Annotated in this window: 26 protein-coding genes and 13 pseudogenes; 14 read left to right on the top strand and 25 right to left on the bottom strand. The window is 68.8% G+C overall.

The annotated features are described in order from the left end of the window. Nucleotides 1-225 precede the first annotated feature (225 nt). Nucleotides 226-870, top strand: coding sequence for an ATP-binding protein (locus tag AB0M62_RS33595; protein ID WP_366078122.1), 645 nt, complete (start codon nucleotides 226-228; stop codon nucleotides 868-870). A 20-nt stretch (nucleotides 871-890) separates the two neighbouring features. Here AB0M62_RS33595 and AB0M62_RS33590 read toward each other — a convergent pair whose 3' ends face one another. From AB0M62_RS33590 to AB0M62_RS33550, 9 genes and pseudogenes are all read right to left on the bottom strand, one after another. Further along, nucleotides 891-1,253, bottom strand: a complete 363-nt coding sequence (locus AB0M62_RS33590; RefSeq protein ID WP_366078123.1) for a hypothetical protein — start codon at nucleotides 1,251-1,253, stop codon at nucleotides 891-893. Continuing rightward, nucleotides 1,252-1,503, bottom strand: a pseudogene (locus AB0M62_RS33585) (ISAzo13 family transposase); the annotation flags it as partial. The pseudogene AB0M62_RS33585 and the gene AB0M62_RS33590, both read right to left, overlap by 2 nt. A gap of 82 nt (nucleotides 1,504-1,585) precedes the next feature. Beyond that, nucleotides 1,586-2,230, bottom strand: coding sequence for a CBS domain-containing protein (locus AB0M62_RS33580; RefSeq protein WP_366078121.1), 645 nt, complete (start codon nucleotides 2,228-2,230; stop codon nucleotides 1,586-1,588). Nucleotides 2,231-2,978: 748 nt separating this feature from the next. Beyond that, nucleotides 2,979-3,248 (bottom strand): annotated as a pseudogene (locus AB0M62_RS33575) (IS21 family transposase); the annotation flags it as partial. Nucleotides 3,249-3,369: 121 nt separating this feature from the next. After that, complete coding sequence (locus AB0M62_RS33570) at nucleotides 3,370-3,963, bottom strand: GPP34 family phosphoprotein (protein WP_366078120.1); 594 nt, start codon at nucleotides 3,961-3,963, stop codon at nucleotides 3,370-3,372. A gap of 229 nt (nucleotides 3,964-4,192) precedes the next feature. Next, nucleotides 4,193-4,335: pseudogene (locus tag AB0M62_RS33565) on the bottom strand (IS1380 family transposase); the annotation flags it as partial. 174 nt (nucleotides 4,336-4,509) lie between these two features. Continuing rightward, entirely contained in the window at nucleotides 4,510-4,995 is a 486-nt protein-coding gene (locus AB0M62_RS33560; protein ID WP_366078119.1) for a VOC family protein, read from the bottom strand. Between the two features lie 683 nt (nucleotides 4,996-5,678). Further along, nucleotides 5,679-6,168 (bottom strand): annotated as a pseudogene (locus tag AB0M62_RS33555) (transposase); the annotation flags it as partial. A 30-nt stretch (nucleotides 6,169-6,198) separates the two neighbouring features. Continuing rightward, nucleotides 6,199-8,115 carry a SpoIIE family protein phosphatase gene (locus tag AB0M62_RS33550; RefSeq protein WP_366078118.1) on the bottom strand — a complete coding sequence of 639 codons (1,917 nt, stop codon included), beginning with the start codon at nucleotides 8,113-8,115 and terminating at the stop codon, nucleotides 6,199-6,201. A 168-nt stretch (nucleotides 8,116-8,283) separates the two neighbouring features. Here AB0M62_RS33550 and AB0M62_RS33545 point away from each other — a divergent pair. Continuing rightward, nucleotides 8,284-8,807, top strand: a pseudogene (locus AB0M62_RS33545) (EamA family transporter); the annotation flags it as partial. Between the two features lie 254 nt (nucleotides 8,808-9,061). On the opposite strand, the pseudogene sbnB reads toward AB0M62_RS33545, so the two are convergent. The 3 genes and pseudogenes from sbnB to AB0M62_RS33530 form a co-directional block, all read right to left on the bottom strand. Next, a pseudogene (gene sbnB, locus AB0M62_RS33540) lies at nucleotides 9,062-10,133 on the bottom strand (2,3-diaminopropionate biosynthesis protein SbnB). Then, entirely contained in the window at nucleotides 10,130-11,134 is a 1,005-nt protein-coding gene (locus AB0M62_RS33535; RefSeq protein ID WP_366078117.1) for a TauD/TfdA family dioxygenase, read from the bottom strand. Before AB0M62_RS33535 ends, sbnB begins: the two are co-directional and overlap by 4 nt. Before the next feature lie 56 nt (nucleotides 11,135-11,190). Further along, nucleotides 11,191-11,575 (bottom strand): annotated as a pseudogene (locus AB0M62_RS33530) (phosphopantetheine-binding protein); the annotation flags it as partial. A gap of 23 nt (nucleotides 11,576-11,598) precedes the next feature. Here AB0M62_RS33530 and AB0M62_RS33525 point away from each other — a divergent pair. Then, nucleotides 11,599-12,282: pseudogene (locus AB0M62_RS33525) on the top strand (pyridoxal-phosphate dependent enzyme); the annotation flags it as partial. 12 nt (nucleotides 12,283-12,294) lie between these two features. Further along, nucleotides 12,295-12,417: a hypothetical protein gene (locus AB0M62_RS33520; protein ID WP_366078116.1), complete on the top strand. Its 123-nt coding sequence runs from the start codon at nucleotides 12,295-12,297 to the stop codon at nucleotides 12,415-12,417. 427 nt (nucleotides 12,418-12,844) lie between these two features. On the opposite strand, the gene AB0M62_RS33515 is transcribed toward AB0M62_RS33520, so the two are convergent. Beyond that, nucleotides 12,845-12,991, bottom strand: coding sequence for a hypothetical protein (locus AB0M62_RS33515; RefSeq protein ID WP_366078115.1), 147 nt, complete (start codon nucleotides 12,989-12,991; stop codon nucleotides 12,845-12,847). Nucleotides 12,992-13,137: 146 nt separating this feature from the next. Then, entirely contained in the window at nucleotides 13,138-13,476 is a 339-nt protein-coding gene (locus tag AB0M62_RS33510; protein WP_366078114.1) for a MerR family transcriptional regulator, read from the bottom strand. Nucleotides 13,477-14,360: 884 nt separating this feature from the next. Between AB0M62_RS33510 and AB0M62_RS33505 the strand changes: the two are divergent. Further along, a pseudogene (locus AB0M62_RS33505) lies at nucleotides 14,361-14,751 on the top strand (ATP-binding protein); the annotation flags it as partial. Between the two features lie 366 nt (nucleotides 14,752-15,117). Beyond that, the gene (locus AB0M62_RS33500; RefSeq protein ID WP_366078113.1) at nucleotides 15,118-15,291 is read left to right on the top strand and encodes a hypothetical protein; all 174 of its coding nucleotides are present in this window, start codon (nucleotides 15,118-15,120) and stop codon (nucleotides 15,289-15,291) included. A 37-nt stretch (nucleotides 15,292-15,328) separates the two neighbouring features. Here AB0M62_RS33500 and AB0M62_RS33495 read toward each other — a convergent pair whose 3' ends face one another. The 5 genes and pseudogenes from AB0M62_RS33495 to AB0M62_RS33475 form a co-directional block, all read right to left on the bottom strand. Continuing rightward, complete coding sequence (locus AB0M62_RS33495) at nucleotides 15,329-15,481, bottom strand: hypothetical protein (protein ID WP_366078112.1); 153 nt, start codon at nucleotides 15,479-15,481, stop codon at nucleotides 15,329-15,331. A 61-nt stretch (nucleotides 15,482-15,542) separates the two neighbouring features. Then, nucleotides 15,543-15,704 (bottom strand): annotated as a pseudogene (locus AB0M62_RS33490) (transposase); the annotation flags it as partial. Beyond that, entirely contained in the window at nucleotides 15,682-15,876 is a 195-nt protein-coding gene (locus tag AB0M62_RS33485; RefSeq protein ID WP_366078111.1) for a hypothetical protein, read from the bottom strand. The pseudogene AB0M62_RS33490 and the gene AB0M62_RS33485, both read right to left, overlap by 23 nt. A 96-nt stretch (nucleotides 15,877-15,972) precedes the next feature. Beyond that, nucleotides 15,973-18,081, bottom strand: coding sequence for a SpoIIE family protein phosphatase (locus AB0M62_RS33480; RefSeq protein WP_366078110.1), 2,109 nt, complete (start codon nucleotides 18,079-18,081; stop codon nucleotides 15,973-15,975). 5 nt (nucleotides 18,082-18,086) lie between these two features. Further along, the gene (locus AB0M62_RS33475; protein WP_366078109.1) at nucleotides 18,087-18,266 is read right to left on the bottom strand and encodes a hypothetical protein; all 180 of its coding nucleotides are present in this window, start codon (nucleotides 18,264-18,266) and stop codon (nucleotides 18,087-18,089) included. A gap of 404 nt (nucleotides 18,267-18,670) precedes the next feature. Here AB0M62_RS33475 and AB0M62_RS33470 point away from each other — a divergent pair. After that, nucleotides 18,671-19,158: pseudogene (locus AB0M62_RS33470) on the top strand (transposase); the annotation flags it as partial. Between the two features lie 46 nt (nucleotides 19,159-19,204). After that, a pseudogene (locus AB0M62_RS33465) lies at nucleotides 19,205-19,582 on the top strand (transposase); the annotation flags it as partial. A 60-nt stretch (nucleotides 19,583-19,642) separates the two neighbouring features. Here AB0M62_RS33465 and AB0M62_RS33460 read toward each other — a convergent pair. The 4 genes and pseudogenes from AB0M62_RS33460 to AB0M62_RS33445 form a co-directional block, all read right to left on the bottom strand. Further along, on the bottom strand, nucleotides 19,643-19,783 hold the full coding sequence (locus AB0M62_RS33460; protein WP_366078108.1) for a hypothetical protein: 141 nt from the start codon (nucleotides 19,781-19,783) through the stop codon (nucleotides 19,643-19,645). Beyond that, on the bottom strand, nucleotides 19,780-19,974 hold the full coding sequence (locus AB0M62_RS33455; protein ID WP_366078107.1) for a hypothetical protein: 195 nt from the start codon (nucleotides 19,972-19,974) through the stop codon (nucleotides 19,780-19,782). Before AB0M62_RS33455 ends, AB0M62_RS33460 begins: the two co-directional genes overlap by 4 nt. Before the next feature lie 482 nt (nucleotides 19,975-20,456). Next, a pseudogene (locus tag AB0M62_RS33450) lies at nucleotides 20,457-21,134 on the bottom strand (SDR family oxidoreductase); the annotation flags it as partial. A gap of 280 nt (nucleotides 21,135-21,414) precedes the next feature. Further along, a complete protein-coding gene (locus AB0M62_RS33445) occupies nucleotides 21,415-21,972 on the bottom strand; it encodes a TetR/AcrR family transcriptional regulator (protein WP_366078106.1) in 558 nt (185 codons plus the stop codon). A 74-nt stretch (nucleotides 21,973-22,046) separates the two neighbouring features. Between AB0M62_RS33445 and AB0M62_RS33440 the strand changes: the two genes are divergently transcribed. The 5 genes from AB0M62_RS33440 to AB0M62_RS33420 all read left to right on the top strand — a co-directional run bounded on the left by AB0M62_RS33440 (nucleotide 22,047) and on the right by AB0M62_RS33420 (nucleotide 24,952). Then, entirely contained in the window at nucleotides 22,047-23,315 is a 1,269-nt protein-coding gene (locus AB0M62_RS33440; protein WP_366078105.1) for an MFS transporter, read from the top strand. Further along, the gene (locus AB0M62_RS33435; protein WP_366078104.1) at nucleotides 23,305-23,472 is read left to right on the top strand and encodes a hypothetical protein; all 168 of its coding nucleotides are present in this window, start codon (nucleotides 23,305-23,307) and stop codon (nucleotides 23,470-23,472) included. The genes AB0M62_RS33440 and AB0M62_RS33435 overlap by 11 nt, the downstream gene beginning before the upstream one ends. Before the next feature lie 288 nt (nucleotides 23,473-23,760). Further along, nucleotides 23,761-24,189 carry a tyrosine-type recombinase/integrase gene (locus AB0M62_RS33430; RefSeq protein WP_366078103.1) on the top strand — a complete coding sequence of 143 codons (429 nt, stop codon included), beginning with the start codon at nucleotides 23,761-23,763 and terminating at the stop codon, nucleotides 24,187-24,189. 23 nt (nucleotides 24,190-24,212) lie between these two features. Further along, nucleotides 24,213-24,416, top strand: coding sequence for a hypothetical protein (locus AB0M62_RS33425; RefSeq protein ID WP_366078102.1), 204 nt, complete (start codon nucleotides 24,213-24,215; stop codon nucleotides 24,414-24,416). Nucleotides 24,417-24,460: 44 nt separating this feature from the next. After that, nucleotides 24,461-24,952, top strand: a complete 492-nt coding sequence (locus AB0M62_RS33420) for a hypothetical protein (RefSeq protein WP_366078101.1) — start codon at nucleotides 24,461-24,463, stop codon at nucleotides 24,950-24,952. On the opposite strand, the gene AB0M62_RS33415 is transcribed toward AB0M62_RS33420, so the two are convergent. Next, nucleotides 24,934-25,437, bottom strand: coding sequence for a transposase (locus tag AB0M62_RS33415; RefSeq protein ID WP_366078100.1), 504 nt, complete (start codon nucleotides 25,435-25,437; stop codon nucleotides 24,934-24,936). The genes AB0M62_RS33420 and AB0M62_RS33415 overlap by 19 nt on opposite strands. 127 nt (nucleotides 25,438-25,564) lie before the next feature. Between AB0M62_RS33415 and AB0M62_RS33410 the strand changes: the two genes are divergently transcribed. After that, a complete protein-coding gene (locus AB0M62_RS33410) occupies nucleotides 25,565-26,176 on the top strand; it encodes a hypothetical protein (protein WP_366078099.1) in 612 nt (203 codons plus the stop codon). A 47-nt stretch (nucleotides 26,177-26,223) separates the two neighbouring features. Here the strand turns inward: AB0M62_RS33410 and AB0M62_RS33405 are convergent, their stop codons facing one another. Further along, a complete protein-coding gene (locus AB0M62_RS33405) occupies nucleotides 26,224-26,625 on the bottom strand; it encodes a helix-turn-helix transcriptional regulator (protein ID WP_366078098.1) in 402 nt (133 codons plus the stop codon). Nucleotides 26,626-26,921 lie beyond the last annotated feature (296 nt).

Genomic DNA, 26,921 nt, shown 5'->3' with positions numbered 1-26,921 from the left:
TTCGGCACCAAGCTCTATCGACGTCCTCCGGACGGGCACCAGCCCCGATTTTCCCGGCCACGGGGCGGGACCGACAGGGCCCGGGATGACTACCAGGAGGCCCTGCCTTGATGCGCGTACGGCCCGAAGATCACCCGACCAGGAACTCCGCTCGACTTGCACATTCCAAGATCGGTTGAGATACGGCTTCTTAAGATCGTCATCACCAGGTGGGATACTTGCGTGGTGGACGTATCGAGGGCTTCCTGGGTTAACACGACACATGATTGGTCCGGCGTCGTCGATGCGGATCATCTGGCGCATATCCGAAAGAGTCCCGCGGAGTTCGCTCCGGATGGATCTTGGCATCTCGTCCTTGAGGTACTTGCCTATGCCGCCGACGAAGCGTCAAGCGAGGGCGGGGGATGCTGCGTCGTCGTTCTCCATCCCGACGGTTCCCTGTCTGTCCGGGATGACGGACGGGGCACCGACACCCGCGTGGACGAGCACGGCCGGAGTCTGAAGAAGCCGGTCATGGCTACGAAGGATCTCCGGTTCTTCGATTTCCCGCAGGTCGAGGGGCTGCCTGACGGCCATCCTCGGCGCGGCATGTCCGTGGTTGCGGCGCTCAGCGAGTGGCTCGTCCATACCAATCGCCGCCTCAACGGGGCCTGGACTCAGCGTTACGAACACGGCGTCCCCGTCACCGATCTTGAGCCCGTTGAGGTCGACGGCAAGACCGGGACGCTGGTCCATTTCAGGCCGGACGGGTCGTTGGGTTCGGTGACCGTGCCAGCGGCCGGCGACCTTTCGCGCCTGGCCACGGCCTGGCCGCATCTGGAGGTTCAGGTCGATGACCGGCGCAATGACCGACGGATGCGGCGTCAGTGACCGGTCTCCCATTACAGTGATCAGCTCGCTGTGACGACCGTCGTGGTCTGTGGTCGGCGGCTGGAAGCGGTCAGCAGGAGCCGTTTGCGCAGGAGGGGGAGGCGGGCACGACCAAACATGCCGTGCTTGAGGGCCTTGAGGTCATTGACGCGGCCCTCGACCGGGCCGGAGGACCAGTCGGTGCTCATGCCGACGACGACGGCGTCGAGGTCGGTGATCAACCCGGCGGCGAAGGAGGCCAGGCCGCACTGCTCGTCCGCGCAGACGTCGGCGATCCAATGCGGTAGCCGGTCTCCCTCACGGTTGCTCATGACGGTCGCGATCGTTCGGACGTGGGCGGTGGCGGCCGTGAGCTCGGGCGAGCGGGCGAGCAGCGCCTTCATCCGCGACCGTTTGCGGCCCCCCGCCTGGCGGCCGCACCCGTCCCAGAGGCTCCTCACCCGCCTCCAGTTCGAACACGCCCTTGCGGACCGTCGTCTCGCTGACCGCAGCGGCCTGTGCCACGACTCGGACACCGCCGTGCCCCAGCCCCCGGGCCTCCGCAGCCATCAACAGCCGCCGCTCATCCAGATGCGGGAGCAACACCGCGAACCTCACGGTGAGTTGGTCACGCATCTCATCCGGGATGCGCATACCACACCAACGAGCTTCAGGGCGGGAAGCAACAGCTTGAATCCCTGCAAGCCCTTAGTTGGCGCGCAGGGGAGCCCCCGCACTAGCCCGCCCGGGCGGTGGCGAGGTGGGTATCCACGGCGACGACACCGTCGACGCCCTGGCAGAGGCCCACGACCACCGGGACGAGACGCGGTTCCGGGACGTGACCCCGCAGGGTGACGACCCCGTCCCGGACCTCGACCGCGACGGTGCCCTCGTCCAGGCCGAGGATGCGCCCCAGGACGTCCTGCTCGACCTCGCCGCGGATCTCGACGTCGGAGCGGATGAAGGCGTCGAGCAGGTCGCTGCGGCTGACGATGCCGGTGAGGAGCCCGTCGTCGCCGACCACCGGCAGCTGCTTGACGCGCCGCCTGCGGAGTTCCCGCGCGGCCCGCGGGATCGTCCAGTCGGCGCGGGCGGTGAAGACGGGGCTGCTCATGAGCGCGCCCGCGGTCCGGGCCCGGGCCTTGCCCCAGGCGCGCTCGTCGTTCCCGTCCTGCCCCTGCGGATCGGGCATGCCGGTCTCGTGCCGCAGCACGTCGGACGCGGACACGACGCCGACGGGGACGCCGTCATCGTCGACGACCGGGGCCGCGACGATGTCGTTCGCATCCAGCAGGGCGGCGACCTCCTGGAACGGCGTGTCGGGGCGGAGGGTGACGACCTCCTCGGTCATCACGTCACCGACCGTGCGGCGGTGCAGCATGGCATCGGCCTCCTCCGCTTAGCGGGGCGGCCGCAGTCGGACCGCCCGGGCGGACGACGCGCGGCGCGCCGGCCCCCGCGGCCCTGCCGGCTCGTCCACGCCGTCTTCCCTACCCATGAGAGCACCACGCCGCTGCGGCGACCAGTGACGTTTGGCCTGTCGAGGAGGGTCGGCGGTCCCACGGCCAGGAGTGTCGCCGAGTGCGCGGTAGATGCTGGCGATGGGCGCCTGCCCGTTGCTTGTAGATGGGATTGATCAGGTCGCCCCCCTGGCCGCTCACTCAGCGTCATTGCGCTGCGGGCTCAGCGGTGAATACGCGACACCTCAACATTCGTCCTCACCAGTCCCAGCCCCGGAACCCGCTTGTAGGTGACGCACCAGCCGTGACCACCCGACGGCGCCCAGGCGATTCTCCTTAAACGGCCTGCGTCGGAGGCCGGTGGAACCTGAGCGCCAGAGCTGGCCAACCCTGGCGCTGAGCGACAGGTGACTGTCCCGTCTCGCTGTAGGCGAGCCAGTCTCGGTCTACCTGAGTCATCTGGTCGCGTGCCCCGGTCGACCTTGCCTGCCAGCCGGACACCGAGCTGAGGATCGACGTGGCGTGAGAGACACGGTCGCCTTTGCGGCTCTTCGTAGATGAGCCTGGGTGAGCCGCTTTTCGGGCAGCCGAACAGTCGCAGATGGGTCACCTTCACCGGGCACTTCAGCGGGCGGGTCTATTTGAGTTCACCGCGTCGCACCAGGTCAGGCAGGCGTCGGCGAGCTCGGCGAAGGTATCGTAGGCGGGCAGCAGGTTCGCATCGGTGGGCACCAGGTCGGCCTTCGCAATGCGGACCGTGGCCTCCGCGCCGCCCTTGGACTCGGGATCGTAGGGCACGCAGCTGACGACCTGGCAGCCGTAGTGCCGGCCCGCGGCGACCATCTGCGGGTGCCGCACCGGGATCCCGGCGATGTGCTCGACGGTGACCGTCTTCGCGTTGTCGGTCAGCACATAGGTCGGCGCCCCGCCGATGCGGCGCAACGTGGTGTCCAGGCAGGCGATACGGATCAGTGTCTGCTGTCCTCGCCGGTAGCGTTTCGGCAGCTGAGCCTCGCGTTTCGATCACGTCTCGGACCACACCCCACGTGAAAGCGCGAGGCTAGAGGCCACGCCAGACGTTGTCGAAGGCAGCCTGCTCGATACCCCGCCTCTGCCGTTCGGCCTCCAGTTCCAGCAGTGCGTCGTTGACGGCGGCAAGCACCGTCGCCACGGCATAGTCCACAACCTCTGGGTCTCCGGTCTCGCCACGGATCCCAAGGCCTTCCGCCAGGCTGACAAGGACCGGCTCGGCGGATTCCCAGCGCTCCACCGCCTGATGGCGGGAGGGCGAAACGACCAGGACTCTCTGCCCGTCTCGGAAGGGACGACCGCCTTGCCGCACGACTAGCCCTTCCGCCTCAAGGGCGGCCATATACGTCCCGGCCAGGGAGTCACCTCTGCGCCACAGCCAATCGCTGACCAACTCGTAGGGTTCTTCCATCATGAGTGAGGCGGCGGCCTCCACCAGGAGGCGATCCGCCGGTAGCGGTAGGTGGCCTGGCACGATGCGACCGCCATCCAATCGGATGGTTGGGGTCTTCAGCAGGTCGATCAACTCAGCTCCGGCGAGCGCGAGCGAAAGGTCACCAGGTCCGACAGGGCGGCTGCCCGCAACGTCCATGGCGACGATCAACAGATCCCGCGGCGTGGTCATGAGAAGCCTCACGTCCAATACGTCGACATCGACGTCGTTCAGGGATCAGCGACCGGCGTGACCGCCAAGCCACGGCAGCGCCCGGTAGCCTGCCTGAACAGATGCCTCACGTGCGAGTTTACGTAGCGTGAGCGGTGCCTGCATCCCGCACGCGTCTGGCATCGACGGATCAGCGGGAGTGTCAGGCTGCTCTGCGGATCGACCCGTTCGCCGCAGTGAGATGCGCCCCTCGCAGCACGGCGGCCACCGGCTCCCCGCACCCGGCCTGGCCTGGCCGGGTGCGGGGAGCGTGAGCAAAGGGTGATGGCCGAAGGTCTTCTTCCAGGTCGCGGTGGCGTCCTGCTTCCCGGAGTGTGCGAGCACCAGCACGCCTCGTCGGACGCCTCATCGGGTGTCCGGCCGTTCTCACGGGCGACCATATACGCGGCATACCAGTCCGACCAGTTGTGCTCGGGGCGGATTCCTCGTACGGGCCATGGTGCTCCGCGGTCTCGTGTAGAAGTTCTGTCAACGCGGCTACGTCCACGGCAAAAGCCTCGTGACTCTTCATCGTCCGGGTTGTCGCTCCTTCACCTCTTGCAGCACCCACCCGTTTCCGTCCGGGTCGCTGAACGAGGCGTAGGAGGCGTAGCTGCGGCCGTCTGGATCGCGGCCGTCGACCCGTACTTCAGCGCCGGTGTCGTAGACGTTGTGGAAGATCTTGCTTACCTCTACACCGCGGCTGGCGAGGTCGGCGCGGGCTTGGTCGAGGTCGAAGACCACGAGGTAGCCCTTTGCGGATCCAGGCGCCGCGGAGATGATCCCGCGGCCGAAGTGGATCGAGCATTCCGACCCAGGCGGCGTCAACTGAACGATCCGGAATTCCGGGCCGGCCTCGTAGTCCGCATCGAGCCGCCATCCCAGGCTCTGGTAGAAGCGCAGGGCACGGTCGACGTCAACGACCGGGATGATGTGCACCTCGATCTTCATATCCACGGTCGGCTCTTTGACGGCGTCCTGTGCGCCGTCCTGCTCTGTCTGCTGGGTGCTCATATCGATCTCCTGCGCGCGATGCCCAGAATCCATGAGGACGACGTGGCTGCGCAGCTCTGGGCGGCCGAGCGGCTCGGTATTGACGCCCCGCCGAGCGCCTGGTCGGAGACAGTTTCCTTCTCGGGAAAGCGTGAGTCCGCGATGCGCCTGCGCGGATCAGCGAGGTCCGCATAGGGGAATTGACTGTGAACGGCTGGATTGCTGCCCCTTCGGAAGTGACCGACATCGTGGATCCTTCCGCACGATTTCTGTGGGAGGTCGAGAAGTCGCGCTTACATCAGCGCCGGGACGTTCCACCACGAGCGCACTGGACGTCCTCGTCTCTCGTCGATCAGTGCGGGAGGGTCTCCTTGCCATCGTCGTCAACCCCGTGCCACCTACATTTCCACGTTAGACCGATGGGCTACGCGATGCACCCGGGAAAAACCCCGAGGTGCGTCCCGTGGCTGCACCCCGGGGGTCTGAAGTTCGCAGGAAGCGGCGGCACGGGCCCACCCAGATGTCGAAAATTCGTAAACCCACTACCCTCGACCTTTCGTGACGGATCGCGAGTTCTTTCGGCGGCCTGATTCGGCTGGTCGGACTGGTAGTGGACAGACTGCGGGCCCGGCTGTCGCGTCGGGTGGCCGCCGGGTTCCACTTCTCCGGCAGGTGCTGCTGACTCGTCGGTGAGTTGTTGCCGGTCAGCCGGAGCCGGGGAGGGCTTCGAGTCGCTGGATCGCGACGGTGATGACATCGGTCCAGGGCCAGTGCCGGGTGAATCTCAGGTGCCGGCGGCGGGCGGTGGTGACGAGCTGGGCTGCGGCGGAGAACAGTCGCAGCCGCAGACGGCGGGGTTCCTTCAGAGCTGGGGTCTGCCGGTCAGGGCGAGCATCGGCATCCACGCGAGGAGGTCGAGCGCGAGCTGGACGGTCTCCAGCCAGACCTGGTTTCGGGCGGTGTCGTGCAGAGGAAGATTGCGCAGGCCGGTGGTGCGCGCATTGCGGATGCTGTCCTCGGCCCGGGCCTGCTGGCGGTGCCGCAGTTCGAGAGCGGCGATGGCCCGGCCGGGGTGTTGGTCGCGAAACAGGTCAGCCGTAGGCCGTCGGCGTCGGTGAACCGCAACCGGGCGCCGGTATGCAGCCGTTCTTTGCGGACGATCAGCCGCATCCCCGCCGGCCAGCCCTTGAGCAGTGCGGGTCCAGCGCGAAGCGAAGGGCGTCGTCATGTGCGCCTGATGACCAGCACGGCCACGTCGTCGAGGTGGTCCACCGCGACTGCGGCGTCGAGGATTCGTTCGGCGGTCGCGTCGGCGTTCAGCCCGTCGTGGAGGGCTTGGGCGGCCAGTGCTCCGGCCCGCTCCAGTCCGGCGTCCAGGGTCAGGCCCGGCCCTTCGACCACGCCGTCGGTGAGCATGATCAGCGCGGTGCCGTCCTCCAGCGTGAAGGTGTCCTCGAGGTAGTCGGTGCCGGGCAGGACTCCCAGCACCGGACCGCCTGCCAGTTCCCGGATGTCGTGGCTGCCGTCTTCACGTACGCACAGCAGCGGCACGTGGCCTGCGCTGGCGCCGGTGACCTGTCCGTCGCGTGGATCGAAGTACAGCATGGTGCAGCTGGCGAATCGTGCCGCGCCCATAGTGACGAGAAGCTCGTTGGTGCGCGTCAGCACGGTTCCGGGCTTCGGTTCGTGGGGGGCGATCGCGCGGATGGAGGCGCGCACCTGTCCCATGAAGGCGGCGGCATCCACGTCGTGCCCTTGGCTGTCGCCGATCTCCAGGGCCACTGTCCCGTCGGGCATCACGAAGGCGTCGTACCAGTCCCCGCCGATATCGAGCCCGTCTCGACTGGGCTGGTAGCGGGCGGCGATCTCCAGCCCCGGGAGATGCTCGGGCAGCGTGGGCAGCATGCTCTCTTGAAGCGCCGTGGCCAGCTCGACGCGGGCCTGCTGCAATCGGATGCGCTTGAGTGCCTGCCCTGCCAGGTCAGCCAGAGTACTCATGTGGGCGCGCTCGTCCGGGGACGAGTGGTGTTCGCTGTCATAGGTCACCACCCAAACACCGACCGGCTGGTCGCCGACCGGACTGAGGGGGATGATCGACATTGCGACAAAGGAGCTAAGCCACGGCACATTGATTGCGTGCGGCCAGCGGCGTATGAGCTCGTCCTGGTTAGGGAAGAATTGCGGCACGCCGGTTCGGATCACACAGGTCACCGGGTCCGGATCATCCAGCGATAGGCCGTCCATGGCGTCGCTCTGCCGCGGGTCGACCCTGGCATCGGAGGCGACGCGTAGGAGTCCCGTCCCGTTGTCGACGAGTGCAAGCACGGCGCCCGTGCCGCCGAAGGTCGCGGCGACCCGTGTCAGTACAACCTGCCGCAGTTCCTGCTCGGTAGCGGCGGTGATCAGGGCGCAGGAGAAGGCGGCGATCTCGTCGGCACGCAGCCGCTCGGCACTCAGCGTGGCCAGCGCTTCCTGTCGGCCCTCCTCGAGCCGGGTGTCGTCACGGAACACCCCAAAGACCTGCTCAGGGCCGCCATAGCCCAGCTGGATCCGACGGATTTGGCAGGCCACATGGTGCCACCCATCCTGCTCGGTGAGGAACCGCACGCTGATCCAGGGAGACTGGGCGGCGGTCGAGCGCACGATCCGTCCCAAGGCCTCCCGGTCATCTGGGTGAACTCGCCGGACCATACTGGACAAGGACACCGAGGCCTCCGGGAACAGCACGGCCAGGGCGGGTGCGCCTCCCAGCCACTCCAGCTGGTGCTCCTGGGGCGAGTACATCCACAGGCCGAGGTCCGCAGCCGCGGCCGCCAGCTTGAACGGGATCAGCAGACCGCCCAGGTCGTTGCGCGCGTCCACCAAGCGCATCCACACCAGCCGGTGGCCACCTGCGGGATCCTCCACCGGCCGGGCCTCGGCGAGGCTGACCACGGACGCGCTGCCCGGCCCCGGCAACTGCAGCACACGCATCGCGACCGTCTTCGTCGTGGCCCCGTGCGTCAGCAGATTCTCGGCCGAGGCCCGCTGGGTTTGGGGCAGCATGCCGAGGAAGTCATGCCCTACGCACTGCTCCGCCGGCCTGCCCAGCATCGTGGCCATCGAGGCGTTGAGATAGCGGATGGTGCCGTCCAGGGTCAAAAGAGCGGACGGTTCAGTCCTCCGAGTGAGTTCGTCCAAGGTGTCCATCTGCCGCTCCGTGACAATCATCGAGCGATAACCCAAATGGTCCCTCGTTATCATATTCCGGGCTTTTCTCTGCGCTGCCCTGTAAAGGGCTAGTGCACCCGCCCACGCTGACACGCTACGGTGACACTGGAGTTCCTCGGACCGCTCAGTATCGCCCTGAGCGCGTCGCGCCGACGCGTGGACATGCTCTGCGCGGTGATCGCCGCAGCGGGTGTGATCGCACTGATGCGCCCACAGCCGACCGCGGCCTACGTCGGCATGGGCCTGGCACTCGTGGCCGCCGCCTGCTGGGCCTGGTACATCCTGCTCAACCGCACCGTCGGCCGGCGCATCCCCGGATCGCGGGGGTCGGCGGCCGCGGCGGGTCTGTCGGCGCTGACGTTCCTGCCGGCCGGTCTGGCCGTCGTACGCCATCCGCCGTCCCTGGGCGCGGTCGCTTGCGCGGTCGTCGCCGGCATCCTACCCTCGGCCGTCCCCTTCCTTGCCGACCTGTTCCCCCTGCGTCCCGTACCGGCCCAGGCGTTCGGGCTCTTTCATGAGTGTCAACCCCGTGCTGGCGGGTGGTCGGCTGGGTCGCCGTCGGCCAGAACCTGGGGTGGACCGCGTGGGCCAGTATTGGGGCGATTGTTGCCGCCAACGTCTGAGCATCCTCACGTCGCCGTCGCGGCTCCAGGGCGCGGCTGTGAAACGGCCGCCGGCCCGCTCCCCGCTCTTCGGCAGGCGACGTCTTATGCGAGGAAGGCCGGAGAAGCCGGCGCCTGCGCGGGCCGTGGCCAGTTGCGGCCGTCAGCAGGGAACCCGCCCGAAGGCCCAGTCAGTTGTCGTCGGCATTCAGGCGGGAATCCCGGTCCTTTGAGGCACGGAGGAGGTCAGCCGCGGCAGGGTGGGGGTGGGCTGCTCATCCGTGTCGGCGTAGTTCGTGGAAGAAGTCGTCGATGACGTGCAGCTGCCCGGTGCGGTGCATTTGGTCGTAGACGTATTTGCCGACGGCGAGGTCGAGGACTCCAAGGCCGAAGGGCGAGAACACGACGGGCCGGTCTGCCGGCAGTGTCACGCGGCCGGCCATCACATCGTCGAGGGTGCCGCCCAGGAAGGTGCGGTTGCCGGTGAGCTGTTCGGCCAGGTGGGGCGAGGTGTCGGCTTTGAGGCAGTGCTCGACGTCGTCGACGATGTTGGTGGAGGGGAGCAGGATCTCGGGTGCGAGGTCGCGCAGCGAGATATGGAGGACCAGGGGGTTGTGGGTGAACCATGCCGGGTCGCTGACGTGGAGCTGGGCAGCGACGGTGGCGAAGACACCCAGGTCGCTGGAGCGGATCAGTTCCTCGGGGCTCTCGTGCACGGTGATCCGGTCGGCGGTGCCGGTCTGTTCCAGATAGCAGCGGAAGCCGGCCGCGCTGGTGGGGGACAGGTCGTGCACGCCGATCTCGTCGAAGGACCAGCCGGTGCCAGCGAGGAAGGTGTGGATGTAGCGGGCGATCAGGCCGGTGCCGAAGAATCCGACGCGGGTGGGGCGGGGCCGGTCGCGGCTGAGCCGGTCGGCGGCCAGCGCGGCCGATGCGGCCGTGCGGGTGGCGCTGATGATGGAGCTTTCCATGCAGACGAACGGGTAGCCGGTGTCGTGGTCATTGAGGATCAGCACCGGCCGAGGCCCGCGGGATACCGGCCGCCACGTTGTCGGGGAAGCTGGAGATCCATTTGAGGCCGTCGACCCGCACCTGACCGCCGATCGAGGCGGGCACTGCGATGATCCGGGAGGTGGGGCGGTCGGGGAAGCGCAGGAAGTGCGAGGGCGGGTTGACCGAATCCCCGGCGGCGTGCAGCCGGTAGGTGGCCTCGACCAGCTCGGTGATCTGCTTCTCGTGCCCCTGCAGCACGTGCTGGACCTGCGCACCGGAGATCACCGAGAACGGCGGCACGGTGGGCGGCTGGGACATGGCAGGCTCCGTGGTGGGTGTAGGCATGGTGGTCATCGGGTGCTCATCTCGGTGGTCGGCGGGCAGTCGGCCAGGTGCGCCGGTTCGGCCATCGCGACCAGTACCTCGCGCTCTCCTTCGAAGGCCTCCCTGCTGTGCGCGGTGCGGATGTTGTCGACGAGCATCAGGTCGCCGGCCTGCCACGGCTCGCGCGCGGTGTGGTCTTCGTAGACCTGGTTGAGCAGCTGGACGGTGTCCTCGCCGATCGGATCGCCGTCGCCGTAGCGGGTGTTGCACGGCAGCCCGTCCGGGCCGTAGACGTCGATGAGGTATTCGCGCACCTCGGGGGCGATCGTCCACTCGTTGAGGAACGCGATCTGGTTGAACCAGCAGCGTCGGCCGGTGATCGGATGGCGCACCACCGCGCTGCGGCGCTGACAGGTGCGCAGGGCGCCGTCGGGCTGCCACGCGAACTCGATCGCATTCGCCCGGCAGTAGTCCTCGACGGCGGTCCGGTCGTCGGTGCCGAACGCCTCGGCCACCGACGCGCCGATCTCGTCGTTGTAACTGCGGGTGAGCAGCCAGCCCTCCCGCTCGAACCGCTCGGCCAACTCCGGCGGGAGTGCCTCGAGGATGGTGGGGGCGTCGGCGATGGCGGTCGCCCCGCCGGTGGTGGGCGCGGTCAGGCGGGCAAACAGCATCAGGCCGGGAAACTCGAGCGTGTAGCTGAGTTCGTGGTGCATGCACATCGGCTGTTTCGGCGGCCATTGCGCGGAGGAGTACACGCCGTCGGAATAGGCCTGGCGGGCGGCGAAGGCTTCCTTGTCGGTCATCAGGGCGGGGGCCAACGGGTGGAAGACGGCACCGGCTTGGTCCGCGTCGCGCAGATGCAGGCCGCGGATGAGGACCGCGCCGTGTTCGGTGACGAGGGTGCGCAATGTGTGGCGGTGTCCGGCTGTCCAGCTCGTCGCGTCGTCGGGGGTTTCGGTGTGCAGGACCGGGGGTTTGCAGGGGTGCGGCTCCACGTCGGGCAGTGTCGCCGGGTGAAGGTACAGCATCGCGTGCTGTCCTTTCGGTGCTGTTTGCAGGAAGTGGCCAGCAGTTCGGGTGCGGGTCGCTGGGATCTGTCGTCGAGAAGTGCGGCGAGGTCGGGGAGGTGGGGGTGGCCGGTGATGTCGTTGAGGGACACCGCGCGGTCCAGGGTGATGGCCAGCTTCACTGCGGAGAGGGGGAGGTGCCGCCGCGGTCGAAGAAGTGGTCGCTCCGGCCGATCCGGTCCTGCGGGAGCCGAGGACCGTCGCCCAGGCGGCCGCGAGGCGCTGTTCGGTCGGTGTACTCGGCGGCTGGTGGTCGTCCTCGACGGTGCCGAGCTGTCCGGCGAGTGCCGTCAGCATCTTCTCGTCGATCTTGCCGTTGGCGGTCAGCGGCAGAGTCTCGCGCCAGTGGAAGGCCGAGGGCACCATGTAGGCGGGCAGCGAGGCACCCAGCCGATCCGCCAGGACGCCGGCATCCAGTGGCAACGGCCCTGAGCATGATCGCCGCCAGCAAGGGCTACGGATTCGTGTGCCTGACCGACTCCCGCTGCAACCTGTCCACCCGGCTCCTCATGAAGGCCCTGGGCGCTCAGGTCCACGTCATCTCCGAGCCCGCCGCCGTCGGCGGCTTGCTCGGCGCGCGCATCGACCAGGTCCGCGCGCTGTGCGCCTCCGACGACCGCTATGTGTGGCTCAACCAGTACACCAACCCCGCCAACGGCATGGCCCACTACCGCAGGACCGCCCCGGCCATCGCCCGGCAGTTCCCCGACCTGGATGTGCTCTTCGTCGGGGCCGGCACCACCGGGACCCTGATGGGCTGCGCGCGCTACTTCCGCGAGTGGCACCGGCCCGTGCGGATCGTGGCCATCGACACCGTGGGCTCGGTGACCTTCGGGGGCGCCCCGGGCCGGCGGATGCTGCCCGGCCTGGGCACCAGCGTGCGCCCGCCGCTGCTGGACGAGTCCTATGTGGATGAGGTGGTGCGCGTGCAGGAGGCCGACACCATCCGGGCCTGTCACCGGCTGGCCAGGCGCGGGTCTGTGTTCGGTGGTTCCGCCGGCACGGTGGTCACCGGCGCGACGGACTGGCTGGCCCGCCAGGAGAGGCGAAAGCTGACCGCGGTGGCCATCGCCCCGGACGTGGGTGAGCGGTATCTGGAGACCATCTACTAGACCCACTGGGTGCAGGAACTCTACGGCGAGGACGTACTCACCCCCCACCCCGCCACCCCCACGACACCGGCAGCCCTCACCCCCAGGACACCGTCCCCGCGCAGGTCCGCCACCAGCCATGTCGGACGGTGAGACCGCCGACCCGCCCCCGCCCCCGTCCCCGCCCTCGTCGTGGACCGCGCAACCGCATAGCCCGCAACCGGTAACCGGCCGGGCAGGCGCACCGCACCCGAGGCGACCGGCACGGCACAACAACGGCACGGCATTGGTCCCGAAGCCGCCGGTCAGCGGTGCGCGGTCGGGACCGGCGGCAGTAGGCGACATCCGCCGCAGCGGGTCCCGGCGGCGGACCGAAGAACCCGCCAAGGGGTGCTCCAAGGGGGCGTGCCGCAGCAATATGGCGGCCGGGGGCCGGATCTGACGCAGGGCGATCGGCCGATCGGGGGTCGCGTGGAACAGCCTGCCGGCGTACGGCCTGAGATCGTGGTGTCCCCGCCCGAAGGCCCTGCGAATCAGGCCGCTTCGCTGAGGCGCTCTCGGAGAGCCGGCTCGCAGACAGTCAGCAGCGAAGTCCGACGATGCCCCAGCCACGGCGGTCGGCTTCCACGACGGCTTCGCCCCAGTCCTTGAGGAATTCGGCGGACGACTCGAAGTCGCAGATCCAGCCCTGGGGTACTGCGGCATGCTGTGCGAACGGCTCTCGCAAGGCATCGAGGACGGGCAATTCCCGGGCCCAGAAACCCCTGAGCGCGGCGACATCGTCCGGCGAGGCACACCATGGGAATCGACCATGCGCGCATCCGCGACATGTGTGCGCGGGACCCGCCGGTACCCGGGCGGCCGCGTACCACCTCAGACCGCGGGCGGTGAATTCACAGATTCGGCGGCGCGGCGGTATTCGGCGTTGATGCGCTGGGCTTCTTCGAGCTGGTCTTCGAGAATGATGATGCGGCAGGCGGCCTCGATGGGGGTCCCGTGGTCGACGAGTTCCCGTGCGCGGGCGGCGATGCGCAGCTGGTAGCGGGAGTAGCGGCGGTGTCCGCCCTCGGAGCGTAGCGGGGTGATGAGGCGGGCTTCGCCGATGGCGCGGAGGAAGCCCTGGGTGGTGCCGAGCATCTCGACGGCCCGGCCCATGGTGTAGGCGGGGTAGTCGTCGTCGTCGAGACGGCCGTACGAGTCGTCTGCTGTCATTGCACCTCTCTGTGGAACGCGTGGAGGGGCCCTGGTGCCGTACGGCACCAGGGCCCCGAAGGAACTGCTACACCATCTGCCGACCCTGATACTGCGCCGGCCTTCTGTGTCCGCAGACCCAACCGAGATGCTGTCGGGGGTGCGGGGATCGCGGTTGCTTGACCGGAGACCACCTCACTATCGATGTCCTGCGGTACCCGTGCTCATGACTTCCGCCCGGGCGATCCTGATGGCGCTTGGCTCCTCCGTTCTTCCCTCGATGATCAACTGCTGACCAAGCGGAGGACTGCGTACTGCTGGTGACGCGAACCGCTGAGTGGCCTGCGATAGCGCCACTCTTCGGCAGCCAGCCCCGTCGCCCATCTTGCGTCTGATCTGGCTTAGAACCCCACTGCCGAACCTCCCGGTGCGCGCGTCCGCAGCCGACGCCTTCACCGAGGTGCTGCTCACTGACTTCACTGCTGGTACTGCGAACTGCACTTGCGGGTACTGCCACTGCGGAACTGCTCACGGCAGCCCCTGATCACTGCGGGCCACCCGGTCCGGTCGTCAGTCCCGTCGCCGTCCTGCAACATCCCTTGGCTTCGGAAATCCACCACCGAACCGTCCTGCGAACTGCAACTGCGGGTACTGCTGCCCGGCAGTTCGTCTCTGCCAGGCCCTGCGGTCTCTCTGGGCCACGAGAGAAACATAACCACACCACCGCCCAATGTCTACTCCGGCCGACATAGATTTTCGTGTGTTCGACGGTGAGGTAATCGACCTCGAACAGCGATGGAGGGCGGGAGGAAGGCCGTCACTGCCGGGTTAACGGGCCGCAGGCCGGGGCACAAGTCCCGGGCAGACAGGACCGGGCATTGACGATCCAGAACCAGGGTGACCTGATGGACACGATGAGCGTCAACGTCGCAACTCTCCGCTCCGCGACATCCGTCGCCGGGGCGCACGCGAGAGCGCCCGGGACTTCTTCGAAGGGCTCGGACGGCCGGCGATCGCAGCCGAGGCCGCCGACACGGTGGTCCTAATTGTCTCGGAGCTCGTCACCAACGCCCTGCGCCACGGCGGCGGCACCTGCACCCTGGCCCTGACCGCGCACCCGGACAGCATCGAGGTGGCCGTGCACGACCGCAGTCCGCGGCCCCGTGCATGCGCACCCCCGACCTGAACGGCGGCACCGGAGGCTTCCGCTGGCCCATGGCCAACCGCCTCGCCCGCGCTACCGGAGTGACCCGCCAAGCGGCGGGCGGCAAGACCGTAAGCGCCCGTCTCACCCGCTGGCGCCAAGGCGCCGGCGCCGAGACCACTCTTGCCGGCGGGACCGACGCAATGCGGCAGCGCATCACCGAGTGGCAGGCGGCCATCCGGTCAGCGACCGGGCGGGAGGCCGCCGAGGGCGGGGTGAGCCTGGTGTTCGACCACGCGCCTGGCGTGGCGGTGGAACTGGCCCGCGACGGCGGAGTCCCGTGCTACTCGTTCTTCATACCGAGAGACCCGCGACGCTAACGCTGCCCATCGCCACAGGCCCAAGGACAGTCCTGTCCAGCCCTGCCTTCCCCCACCGGTGCCACCCGCGCCGGGACCACGGTTTCCGCCCCGTGGGCAAGGGCAGGCCAGTCAGTGAGCCTTGACGAAAGGACCGACATGAGCGCCGGAGAGAAGGCCAAGGCCAAGACCGAGCAAGTTGTCGGGAAGGCGGTGAGGAAAGCCGCCCACGCAGTCGGCAAAGAAACCACTGCCGCCAAGGGCGCCGCACTGGAGGCCCGCGGCAAGGCCAGGGAAATCAAGGAGAAGTCGAAGGACCGCTTCAGGCACTGACCGCCGTCCGAAGGAGATGGTCGGCCACTGACGCCGGTCAGGAATCGGGCTGGCCAGATCGCCTCCAGCGGCCTGTCCTGCCAGCCGCGAGCTCGGCGGTGACCGCGTCGGTGACCTTGCCGATCACGTCCGGCGAGACCGCGACACCGTACATGCCGGCCAGATGCGAGCGGCTGTCCCGCACCGGCATGCCCCCGCGCCCTGAGCGACAGCACCTGCTCGTTAAACCCGGCCGGCCGCCTCGCATGCTTGGGCACCAGCCTCGGCTCGAGCGACCCGTTGCAATCACGAGGAACGGCCACCGTGACCGCCACCGCATCCGTCAGCACGGTCTTTGGCGAGGTCCCGTTGCGGCTGTTGCCCGGACCTCGGCCGACCGGATCGTGCCTCTCATGCCCGAGGTGTTCGATCATCTCGGCGTCCAGGGCCCGCTCGAGCACCGCCCGCGTGACTGCCGGTCAGCAGCCCGCCCTCGCCCAGCAGCGCGGCTCCTGAAGCGTCGGCACGGTCCATCAGCCGCTCGACGACATCGTCCACCAGCTTGTCCTCGACCGGCTCCACAGCCGGGTTCTCGTTGTCTGTCATGTCCGTCCGTCCCAGCTGGTGAAGGCCTGCGACCAGGCCTCGGTCAGCCTGCCAGGTCACGGACTTACACGGTCTTTCAGACACGCTCGTCATTCGCTACCGCCGCTCGGAATGGATGAGGAGCAGGGCGATGTCGTCGCCGGGGGCGGCGTGTTGGATCAGGGTGTCGGCGAGGGCGTCGAGGTCGGTGGGGTCGGTGCGGCCGAGGAGTTCGGCGAGGGCGGTGGTGGCGTCATCCAGGTCGATGCCGGGGGCTTCGATGAGTCCGTCGGTGTAGAGGGCGAGGACGGAGCCGGGCGGCAGGGGGAATTTCAGTGCCGGGTAGTGGGCGTCTGGCTCGATGCCGAGCAGGAGGCCGGGTGGTACCCGGAGGGTTTCGGTGTGCCCGTCGGGGTGGCGGAGCAGGGGTGGGGGGTGGCCGGCGGTGGCCAGGCAGGCGTGGTGGGTGGCCAGGTCGAGGTGGGCGTAGAGGCAGCTGGTGAACAGGCCGGGGTCGAGGTCGGTGAGCAGGCGGTTGGTGCGGGCGAGGACGTCACCGGGGGGTGCACCGGCGGTGGCGTGGACGGCGGTGCGGACCTGTCCCATGAGGACCGCGGCGTCGATGTTGTGACCCTGGACGTCGCCGATGGTCGCGGCGGCGGTCGTGTCGTCGAGGCGGATGAGGTCGTAGAAGTCGCCGCCCACGCCCACGCCGAGGCCGGCGGGCAGGTAGCGGGCCGCCACGCCAAGGCCGGGGATACGGGGAAGGGAGTGGGGCAGCAGGCTGGCCTGGAGGCGGCGGGCGAGGTCGTAGTTGGTGTCGAAGAGGCGGGCACGGTCCAGGGCCTGGCCGATCAGCCCGGCCAGTGAGGTCAGCACGGCCCGCTCGGTGGACGGGAAGGCGCGCGGCCGGTCGTAGGCCAGGACGAGGGAGCCGACGGGACGGCCGGAGGCGATCAACGGCAGGAACGCCCAAGAGGCCTTGTCGTCCTGGTGCACGGCCGGCGGATAGGCGCGCTTCAGGTCGGCGAAGGTGGCGTAGAAGGCCGGAACGCCGGTGGCGATGACGCGGACGGCGGGTGTGTCCGAGGTCAGCGGGATGGCGTCGAAGCGGTTCATGAGGTCGGCGGGGTAGCCGCGGTAGCCGAGGATCTTCAGACGCCCGTCCTCGGCGGCCATCAGGGCCATGGCCTGGGCACCGAGCGCGGGCAGCACCTGGTCTGCGGTCTGCTCGACGACGTCCTGGACACTGACGGCCTCAGTGAGGGTGGCGGCCAGGTGCATCAGGTGGTAGAGCACGGTGGCGCGGCTGGGACCTGCGGCGGATGAGGGCTGCGGGGTGGGAGTGTCCTCCTCGGGCGGGCTCGTGGGGGTGATGCGGACGCTAATGCCGGAGGCGTCCGGGTACAGCTCGAATGACAGCCACGCATCCGGTGGCCTCAGGGCGGTGAAGGTTGTGGGCCGGCGGCTCATCAGCGCCGTCCGGTAGCCCTCCTCGACTTGCGGCACGTCCATCCACGGCAGCGACTCCCAAGGGAGGGTGCCCAGAAGATCCTCGGGGTCGGTGCCGACGAGGTCGGCCGCGGCGGGGGTGAGGAAGGTGAGGCGGCCGGTCAGGTCCATGGCGCAGCATCCGCCGGGCAGGCGGTCGATGAACGCCGCCGCCGCGCGCTGCTCGGCGGGCGCGAGGGGGCGGCCGGGTCGTGAGGGAAGGACCCGCGGACGGTCCCCAGGCAGCAGGTCCCCGTGGTCGGCGGCCTGCTGCAGCAGGCCCGCCAGGCGGCGGCAGCCTCCCTTGATCGCCTCCTGTTCGCCGGGGCTGAGCTGCGGCGGGTGGGAGTCTGGCCACAGCAGCACCAGCCCCCCGTAGGCCTCGGTGCCGGAGGCGAGGGGGGCGGCGGCCAGCACGAAGTCGTAGGGCAGCACGAGCGCCAGCCGCGGGTACCGCCGGGCCATCTCCTCCTGCCCGCCGACCCACACCAGGCGCCGCTCGCGCACGGCGTCCGCCACCGGGATCGGATCGGTCAGCGGCAGCCGCGTCCACGGGGTGGACATCTCACGCGGCGCCCCCGTCATCACCGTCAACCACAGCGAACTCCCGCCCGGCGGCAGTACATACAGCAGGCCCCCGACCGCGCCGCTGGCCTGCACCACGTCGGCCAACGCGGTGTCGACCGGCTGCGCGCCCGGGCCCGCAACGCCGGTGAAACCCGGCCGGTCCTGCACGCCCCTCAGCCTCCCTCAGCAGCAGTGGCGGAGCAGGATGTGCTCGTCCGGCCGAAACGCGCCCTGGCCGCCTCCCCACTGATTCCCAGGCCCGCGCCGATCTGCGCCCAGCTCGCCCCGGCCCGCCGGTCCGCCGCCACCGCCGACCGCACCAGCTGCCGCGCCAGCTCCGACACCTCAGCCACCGCAGCACAGTGACAGCCCGCAACCGACCCCGTGGAGGGAAGCTCGCTCATCTGCCGGGCCACCGCTTGCACCCGGGCCACGAGATCCGCGCCCGCCAATGCCATCTCCTGCCGCGCCTGCGCAGCCGCCTGCCACCGGCGCCGCGCCCGCCACGCCGCCTGCCGGTGCGCCGGACAGCAGTACAGGCGGCCGCACCCAGCGAACTCCGGCAAAGCCGCGCCGCACCAGCCACACCGAACATTACCCATACACGGACAATACGACCGCATTCCTGCGACGGCGCCCGAACACAGCCGTGCCCGTGGGCGGGACGCCGGGCCCCGTCGAACGTCTCGCCGACGCACTCACGCCCGGACTTCGCCCCGCTGGCGCAGCACGTGGCCGTCAGCGATACAACAAGGCGGAGACCAAACGCCTTCAAGAAGTCTTCCGCGCCGAGTACGCCCACCAGCCCTTGCTCGTCGAGGACGCCATGGGCAAACAGATGCTTGCGCTGTTGCGTCAGCTCGACTCCGCGGCGGAAGGCGCTGACGAGCTGACCGAAGCGGTGGAGACGTCGTCTCGGCAGCACCCGGACGCGGAGGTGATCACCCGCTTCCCCGGCCTCGGCGCCTTGCTCGGCGTTCGGGTGCTCGCCGAGATCGGAGACGACCGCGGCCAGTTCGGGATGCTTGGGCGTTGAAGGCGTACGCCGGATCAGCCCCGGTCACCCGCGCCTCAGGGAAGAAACGCTACGTCGGACGCCGGTTCATCAAGAACGACCGACTCACCCCCGCCGGCTATCTCTGGGCCTTCGCCGCCATCACGGTCTCGCCAGGTGCCAGCGCCCACTACCGGCGCTGCCGCGAACGCGGTGACTGGCACGCAGCCGCTCAATGCGACCTGCTCAACAGCATGTTGAAGGTAGAGCAGCTTGACTCTTAGCGCCGTGAGATGTCTTTCCCCGGTCCTGACGTCGCTGCCCGGCGTCGGCGTCAGGACCGCCGCCGTCCTGCTGGTCGCCGTCGACGAAGGCATCAGCTTCCCCACCGCCGCCCACCTCGCCTCCTACGCCGGCCTCGCCCCCGCCACCAAGCAGTCGGACACCTCGATCCACGGCGAACACGCACCACGGGGCGGAAACCGACAGCTCAAATGGGCCATGTTCCTCTCCCCTTCGCAGCCCTGCACGACCCCGCCTCAATGCCGGGCCCGCGGGAAGACCCACGCCCAAGCCCTCCTCCGCCTCGCCCGCCACCGCATCAGCGCCCTGTTCGCCATGCTCCGCGACGGAACCTTCTACCAGGCACGCGGAGCCGAAACGGCCCGCGCATGACCAGCCCGCGCTTGACGATGGCCATAGAGGCCGCTTGTTGCGCACGTCGGTGCGATCCGGTCAGGACGTGGGCGCGTCCAGCTTCGGCTTCCGCTTCACATCGGTGACGTTCACGTCCTCGGTCTCCGGGGCGCCGAACGCTTCGACGATCACCCCGCTGCTGGTGCCGGTGATCTCCAAAGCCAAGTGGCTGCCCATCATGCGCAAGTCGAGCCTTGCCCGTGGCGCGCCGCATGGTCCGGCATCGCGTGGACCACCGACGCCGGGTAGTCCAGGCTCTCCAGCTTTTTGTGCATCGCCTGGTAGCTGGTCGTCTTCGTGCTCTTGAATGCCTCGCTGATGCGCTTTGTGTGCTCATCGCCGCTGCACTTCTCGATACCGGTCAGTGGCACTTCCCTGACCGACCTGGGCTTGGCGGGGGAAGGGGGCGACGCCGGCCGCGCGGGAGCATCCGGAGGAAGGGGAACCGGGATTTCTCCCTCGGCGCTCGGCGCGCTCGGCGGGGTCTGGCCCGGCGCATAACTGGGCGTGGAAGAACCTTCCCAGCCGGGCAGGTCTTCGGGCCTGGGCGGCTCACGGTTTGCGCCGCCTTGGGGGCGTCCGGGGCGCAGCTCTGCGTGATGCGGGTCGTCAGCTCAAGGAAGCGTAGCTCCGGATGGTTCTCGATCGAGGTGGCCTCCGGGGAGTTGCTGCCTGGGTGGCGCTGCCTGCGGGGGCATGGTCGGCGATGGCTTTGTGGGCGGCGCAGCCGGACAGCGCGATGCAGGCGAGTGCGGCCACCAGCACAGGCTTCGGCAGACGGAGCTCTGGCCGCTGCATCAACTGCCAGGTACGGAAGGCGCTTTGGCCTGCGCGTGGCGTCTCGCGTACGCGGTCAGTCTGCCGCAGGCAGGCCCGGGTGGAGCAGGTCGAGTCCGCCGGACAGTGCGGACCGGACGTTGCGGCTCTTGTCGTCGGCCACAACTTCCGGAGCGCGTGCCTGGATAGCGTCCAGGGCGAGGCCGGTCACCCAGGCGGGGTCGACCTTGTCGGAGGCGTCGACGTAGTCCGCCAGGTCGGTGTCCATGTAGCTGACATGCAGCGCCGTGACGTCAATGCCGGAGGGCGCGAGCTCTTGGCGGATCACATTGGTCATCGCCCACTCCGCGGCCTTGGCGGCGCTGTAGCCGCCATACGCCGGGAAGTGCACCCAGGACAGGACGGACAGGACGTTGAGGATGGCTCCGCCTCCGTTGGCGGCGATAACCGGGGCGAAGGCGCGGGTGACGCCGAGCGAGCCGAAGAAGTGCGTCTCCATCTCCAGCCTGATGTCGGCCATGTCACCGTCGGCCAGGCCGGTGTGCGTGCTGACGCCGGCGTTGTTGATGAGCAGGGTCGCATCCGATGCGACCTCAGCCGCCTTGCTCACGGAGGCGGGATCGGTGATGTCCAGCTGGAGCGGTATGGCACCCGGCAGGTCGACCGACGACGGATTGCGGGCAGCGGCGTAGACCTTCGCGGCGCCGCGGTCGAGCAGCTGGGCGGCCAGCTGCCGGCCGAATCCGCGGTTGGCGGCGTTTGCGACGCTGGGCGGGCGCGGGCCGCCCGGTACGCGTGGCCTTCGTCGACGACCAGGACACTGTGGTCCCGGCGGACGAAGTGAGGTTCACTTCAGCAAAAGCGCTCACCCCAGCTCTAGACCTCGCGCCCCCCAGGAAACTCCACCGCCTGCGGCGTCAACCCTTGGCGATAACAGACGGTGCCGAAGTGGCGACATGTGCACGGACCGGATCGGCCGGCACTCGGCGGCCATCCACCGATCAGCAGCGTGAACAAGCTCCGGGGCAATACACCTAGATCGCCGCGAGGAACGTCGCCACCAGGCCCCGCGCCCACTCGCGCGGCGCAGGTTGCCCGCCAAAGATGGCGCGGTAGTACAGCGGACCGAGCAGGCCATCGACAGCCCGTTCCACGCTCGGCGCCTTGCCGCCTCGGGCTCGTTCCCGCGCGATGATCGCGCCGAGTTGGGCGTGCCGGTCGGCTATGCAGGCGCTACCGCCTTCCGGACCGGATCCGATCGTTGCCCGCATCAGGGCGAGGACGTCCGGGTCGGCGAGGTCGGTGGCCACGTCGTCCATCCACCGCTCCAGGTCACCGGCCAGGGAACCGGAGTCGGGCACCACGACGTCACCGCTGAACCGGCTGGTGGCGACGTCGGCCAGTAGCTGGGCCACTGACCCCCAGCGCCGGTACACCGTAGTCGGGTGCACGCCGGCGCGTGCGGCAATGGCAGGAATGGTCAGTGCCTCGGCAGGCTCCCCGGCAAGCACCTCCCCGACGGCGCGATGCACGGCCGCCCGCACTCGCGCTGAGCGGCCGCCGGGACGGGCCTGGGCGCTTGCTTGGTTCATACGGAAATTATCGCACCGGTCACTGCGTTAGTGCTGCTGTTACTAACGCATTGATCACTGCATTCGGAGAGGGCATGCCTGACGCACTCACGCCCCGCGAGAAGACCTCCTCAGCCTCACCCACAGGTTCCCCATCGGCTGGTTACGCCCGGTATGGCCTGAGCCGGCCGGCCGCCTTCGCCGTCGTCGCGGGCATCTTCGTCCTGTTCATGGCCGCCTCGAGTGCGCCGTCCCCGCTCTACGTGGTCTATCAGCACGAATGGAGCTTCTCGGCGACCACGCTGACCACCGTCTTCGCGGTGTATGTCGTCGGCATGATCGGCGCGCTCCTGGTGCTCGGGGCGCTGTCCGACCACATCGGCCGCCGACCGGTCCTGGCCTCGGCGATCGTCCTCGAAGCAGTGGCGGTGGCACTGTTCATCGTCGCCAATGACGTCTCGATACTGCTGGTGGCCCGCTTCGTGCAGGGTGTTGCCACTGGCGCGGCCATGACGACGCTTGGCGCGACTCTGGTCGACCTCAATCCGCCGCACGCGCCACATCGCGCGGGCGTCATCACCGGTGCGGCCCCGACATTCGGACTGGGTCTGGGTGCGCTGGGCGCTGGAGTCCTCGCGCAGTACGGGCCACACCCGACTCGGTTGGTGTACGTGCTGCTGTTCGCGGGCTTGGTCCTCGCCGGTCTGCTCGTCGCGGCACTGCCCGAGACGGCGCAGCGCCGACCCGGGGCCGTACGGTCACTCCGGCCTCGCCTGGGGGTCGCTCCGCGGCTGCGCGCTGACTTGGCCGGGCTGGTGCCGATTCTCGTAGCGAGCTGGGCCCTTGGCGGACTGTACCTGTCACTCGGTCCCTCAGTAGCCGCCGACCTGTTCGGCCTGTCCAGCCACGTCATCGGTGGGCTCGTCATCGGCCTGCTCTGCGGGCCTGCCTCGGTCACGGCATTCGCGCTGCGAGGTTGGCCCAACGAGCGCACTCTGGCCCTGGGAGCCGCCTTCCTTCTGGTGGGGACGGCACTGGGCCTGGCCGGGGTGGAGACGAACTCGCTCACGACCGCCGCACTCGGCACCGCCGTCGCTGGAAGCGGCTTCGGCGCGTCGGCCCTGGCCAGTTTCGGGACGCTGGCCCGAATCGCCGAGCCTGCCGAGCGGGGCGAACTGTTCGCGGTCGCGTTCGTGATCTCCTACCTCGCCTTCAGCATTCCAGCCGTAGTTGCGGGTGTCGCCGTCACAAACGTGGGCTTGCACGAGACCTCGGTCGTCTACAGCACGGCTGTCATGACCCTCTCCACTCTTGCGCTCGTCGCGCAGCGGCTGCGCAGGGGGCGGGTCACGGGTGATCGCTGACGATGTCCGGGCGAAGCTGTTGTGGGCCGGTCTCAACCTCGATCCCGCGGATCTTCCGCAGACCCGGTCCGGGCACTTCTACCCCTTCGAGCTGGTCCGCGCTGTCACGCTGACCTGGCTGTTCTCCGGTCAACGCAGCAACGAATCGCCCGGTTGAGACTCGGCTGCGTCCGCTGGCAGCACGACGGAGCACCCATCGCCGGCGACTCACAGCAAGTACTGGCCCGCGACGCGATCTGCTGCTCGACGTCCCGGCCCACAAGACCGGCACCGCCTTCACCAAGCCGGTCGACCCGATCCTCGGCCAGGCCATAGACGCCTGGCAGGCCGTCCGCCCGGACCAGCCGAAGTTCACCGACCGCCGCACCGGCGAGCACGTCGAGCTGCTGTTCGCGTCCGCGCCCGCCGCGTCTCCACCAGCCACATCAACAACACAATCATCCCGATGCTCTGCCGCAAGGCCGGAGTCCCGGACGCCGACGTCCGCGGGAACATCACCAGCCACCGAGCCAGGTCCACCATCGCCAGCCAGCTCTACAGCGCCAAGGAACCGATGACGCTGTTCGAGCTGCAAGCCTGGCTCGGACACCGATCGCCGCAATCCACCCAGTACTACGCGAAGATCACCCCGAACACTCTGTCCAAGGCGTATTCCGAGGCGGGCTACTTCGAGCGGAACGTCCGCACCATCGAGGTCCTGGTCGACCGGGACGCGGTCGCCTCCGGCACCGCCGCGGCCGGCGAGCCCTGGCAGCACTACGACCTCGGACACGGCTACTGCACCTACACCTTCTTCGAGCAGTGCCAGCACCGCATGGCCGCGCACGCTGCGACTTCTACACCCCCAAAGACTCCACAACGGCCCAACTGCTGAAAGCCAAAGACAACTTGCAGAGAATGACTGCCGCGATCCCGCTCACCGACGAAGAACGCGCGGCCGTCACCGACGGCCAGGCAGCCCTGGACCGCCTGCTTGACCGTCTGGCCGACACTCCGACACCCGCAGGCCCGACACCCCGCGAACTCGACGTGCCGGCCACCGCACGCCTTCTGCCACTCATCGCCGTCCGGCAAGGCAGCGCAGGCCCAGCGTCGCGCTGATATCGGAGTGCGAAGTGGCTCGGGAGAGTGTCACAGTCACTGTCGTGACCTTGATGGACGTACTCGTCGGCTTCTCCCGCACTGGCCGGCTCGGGCCCCTGAACTGCGGAATGACTCTGGCTGAGGCTGAGCACCTCCTCGGCCCGGGGCGCCCGCACCCTGCCCACATCATGAAGGGGCCCGATGTCGACGGCTACCCGTACTCCTGGGGCGGGCTGGGGCTGGTGGTCACTCAGCGAGCCGTCAGCGGGATCTGGATCAACCTCTGGCCCGGTTCGACCGCCAAACTTCCGCCGCTCATCCTGCCCGATTCCGAGTCATTCGACGCCACCGTCCTCCGCGAGGAGCTGATCGCCGCCCTGGACAACGCAGGCTGCCAGCATGCGGTCAACACCACCCTCACCTTCGGCCAGCAGGCAAGCCTCATCACCCAACCCGCTGACGTCTGCGCGGTCTTCAGCCTGCCGGGACGGGATAACCACGTGCCGCACCGTGATCGGCACTACCTCAATGTGATTCACAAGCACACGACTTGACACTGCTGATTCCACAGAATGATCCGGTTGACGTGCCCTTCGACGACTCCGGAGTTCCAGGGCAGGGTGAATCCGGCGATCACAGCGTCGCGGTCGCGGTCGATGCCCGCGGCGAGGGTGTGAAGGCTTGGCAGGTCGTCCTGGCGGACGGCGTCGAGCCATTCGGGGAGCCGTTCGCCCTGGCGCTCGGTGAGTATCTGAGCGAAGGACCGAACATGCCCAGTGAGGGCGTCGAGCGCGGGGCAGTCGGCCAGGACAGCTTTGAGTCGGATCTGTTCGACCTCGGTGAGGGATTCCGGGCGGCTGAGGATCCACCTGGTCACGACGCGAGGTGCCGGGGGCTGTGCGGTGACCGGGCGAGGTGAGGTGCGCTTCTTCCTGATGTAGGCGCTGACAATGCCGTAGCTGCCCTTGTAGCCGAGCGGGACGATCTCCTCCCAGAGCTTCCATGCATTGGTGCGGCCCTCGTTCCAGCGGTCGTCCACCTGTCTTCGGTCGGCATGCTGCGACCCTACGGTGCGACGGATGTTGTCGTCTGTTGGAGGGTGCGAGCGTAAGGCGATCGCGGGCGGTCGATTGGGGGCATCTGCGGTCACCTTCTGCGATCTTGCTATGGCCACCCCTACGTTTGGCTGGGGCTCGGAGTGCCATCGGGCCCTGGGTTCGGCAAGCGAAGGCGGGGCCGGTATGACGCCACTGTTCGAGCGTCTGGATCAGGAAGAGGCGGTTCGTGGCGAGTTGGCCGCGCTGCGCAAGAAGGTCGCGGTGGCCGAGGAGCGGCTGGCCCACCTGACGATCACGCGGGAGACGCTGCTGTCCCTGGGTGGCGAGGTCTGCGTCAACCAGGATGACGCCACGCAACCGGCGACGGCGAGGCCCGCAGCCGAGCCGATGTCGAATGACCGTGCCTCTGATCCCCAACCTGCCGGTGTGGAAGTACCTGCAGGTGGGCCCGCCTCGGCCGACCCGCTGGAGTGGGAAGCGGCGCGAGAGCGGACGCTGGTGCTGCTGGCGGGGGCGGGCCGGGCGATGAAGGTGCAGGACATTGCGTCGGCGATCGGCGAGGACGTCTCGGCCATGTCGAAGGGGCGGCGGGTGGAGACGACCAGGTCCCGGCTGAAGCGCCTGGTGAAGGAGGGCCGCGTGACTGAAGGTCCAACGGCCTGGTTCACGATCTCTCCGGTCGGCGCCGGTGACGAGCGGCAGGGGGATCCTCGGGGGTGAACCGGGGCCGCGAGCGCGCGGCAGGAGAGGATGGCACCGCCGAGGGATTACCCATCGACTCGGCGGTGCCGGGTGCGTGAGCGCCGTCTGACAGGTGGCTCCCGCGTTTTCGAGGGTAGTTGAGGCAGTCTCCTCTGCGTTCTTTTTCGATCGATGTGGGTGCCGTCCGGCCACAGGGTGGTGCCGGTGAAGTGGGCGAGGCGGGCGACGGAGGCCACGTCCGGCCAGCACCGTCCCGCGACGAGGTCGGCGATGACCTGCCTGTTCACTCCAGAGCCGGCGGCGGTCGCGCGCAGGCTCAGGCCCTGGCCGTTCAGGACCAGGGCGAGGGTACGTGCGATGAGGCGGACCGCCTCGGCGGCCACGTCGGCGCTCGGCTGCTCGGGCCAGGCTTCCGGATCGTCGGTCAGCTCCCGGGGGGAGCGTGCGCGGGCGCGTCCGCCGACCATGCGCACCATCCTGTCTGTTGAAGTTGATCAGCTGTGGAATGGCTGCTTGTCCAGCCGGTATGTATGGACCGTGGTCCTTGATCCCGTTACGTCCGTGAAGATCACTCGCTACCGGCCCAAGAGCGCGGCCCGAGCTCGCTCCGCTGGTGCGGTCGATCGTTGCCGCAGCCGTGACGGCCGTTCCCTATGACGTGGAGCGGTGGGTCTGTCCAGTGAAGGCTGGTTCTGGAGTTGTTAGTGGGTCAGCGGCGGGCGGCGGAGAGCCGACCGTCGAAGGTGATCTCGAAGGCGTTGGG

This window comes from Streptomyces sp. NPDC051219 (assembly GCF_040682335.1).
Classification (GTDB): Bacteria; Actinomycetota; Actinomycetes; order Streptomycetales; family Streptomycetaceae; genus Streptomyces.
The sequence above is the reverse complement of the archived record's forward strand: the minus strand, read 5'-3'. Positions and strand labels throughout refer to the sequence as shown.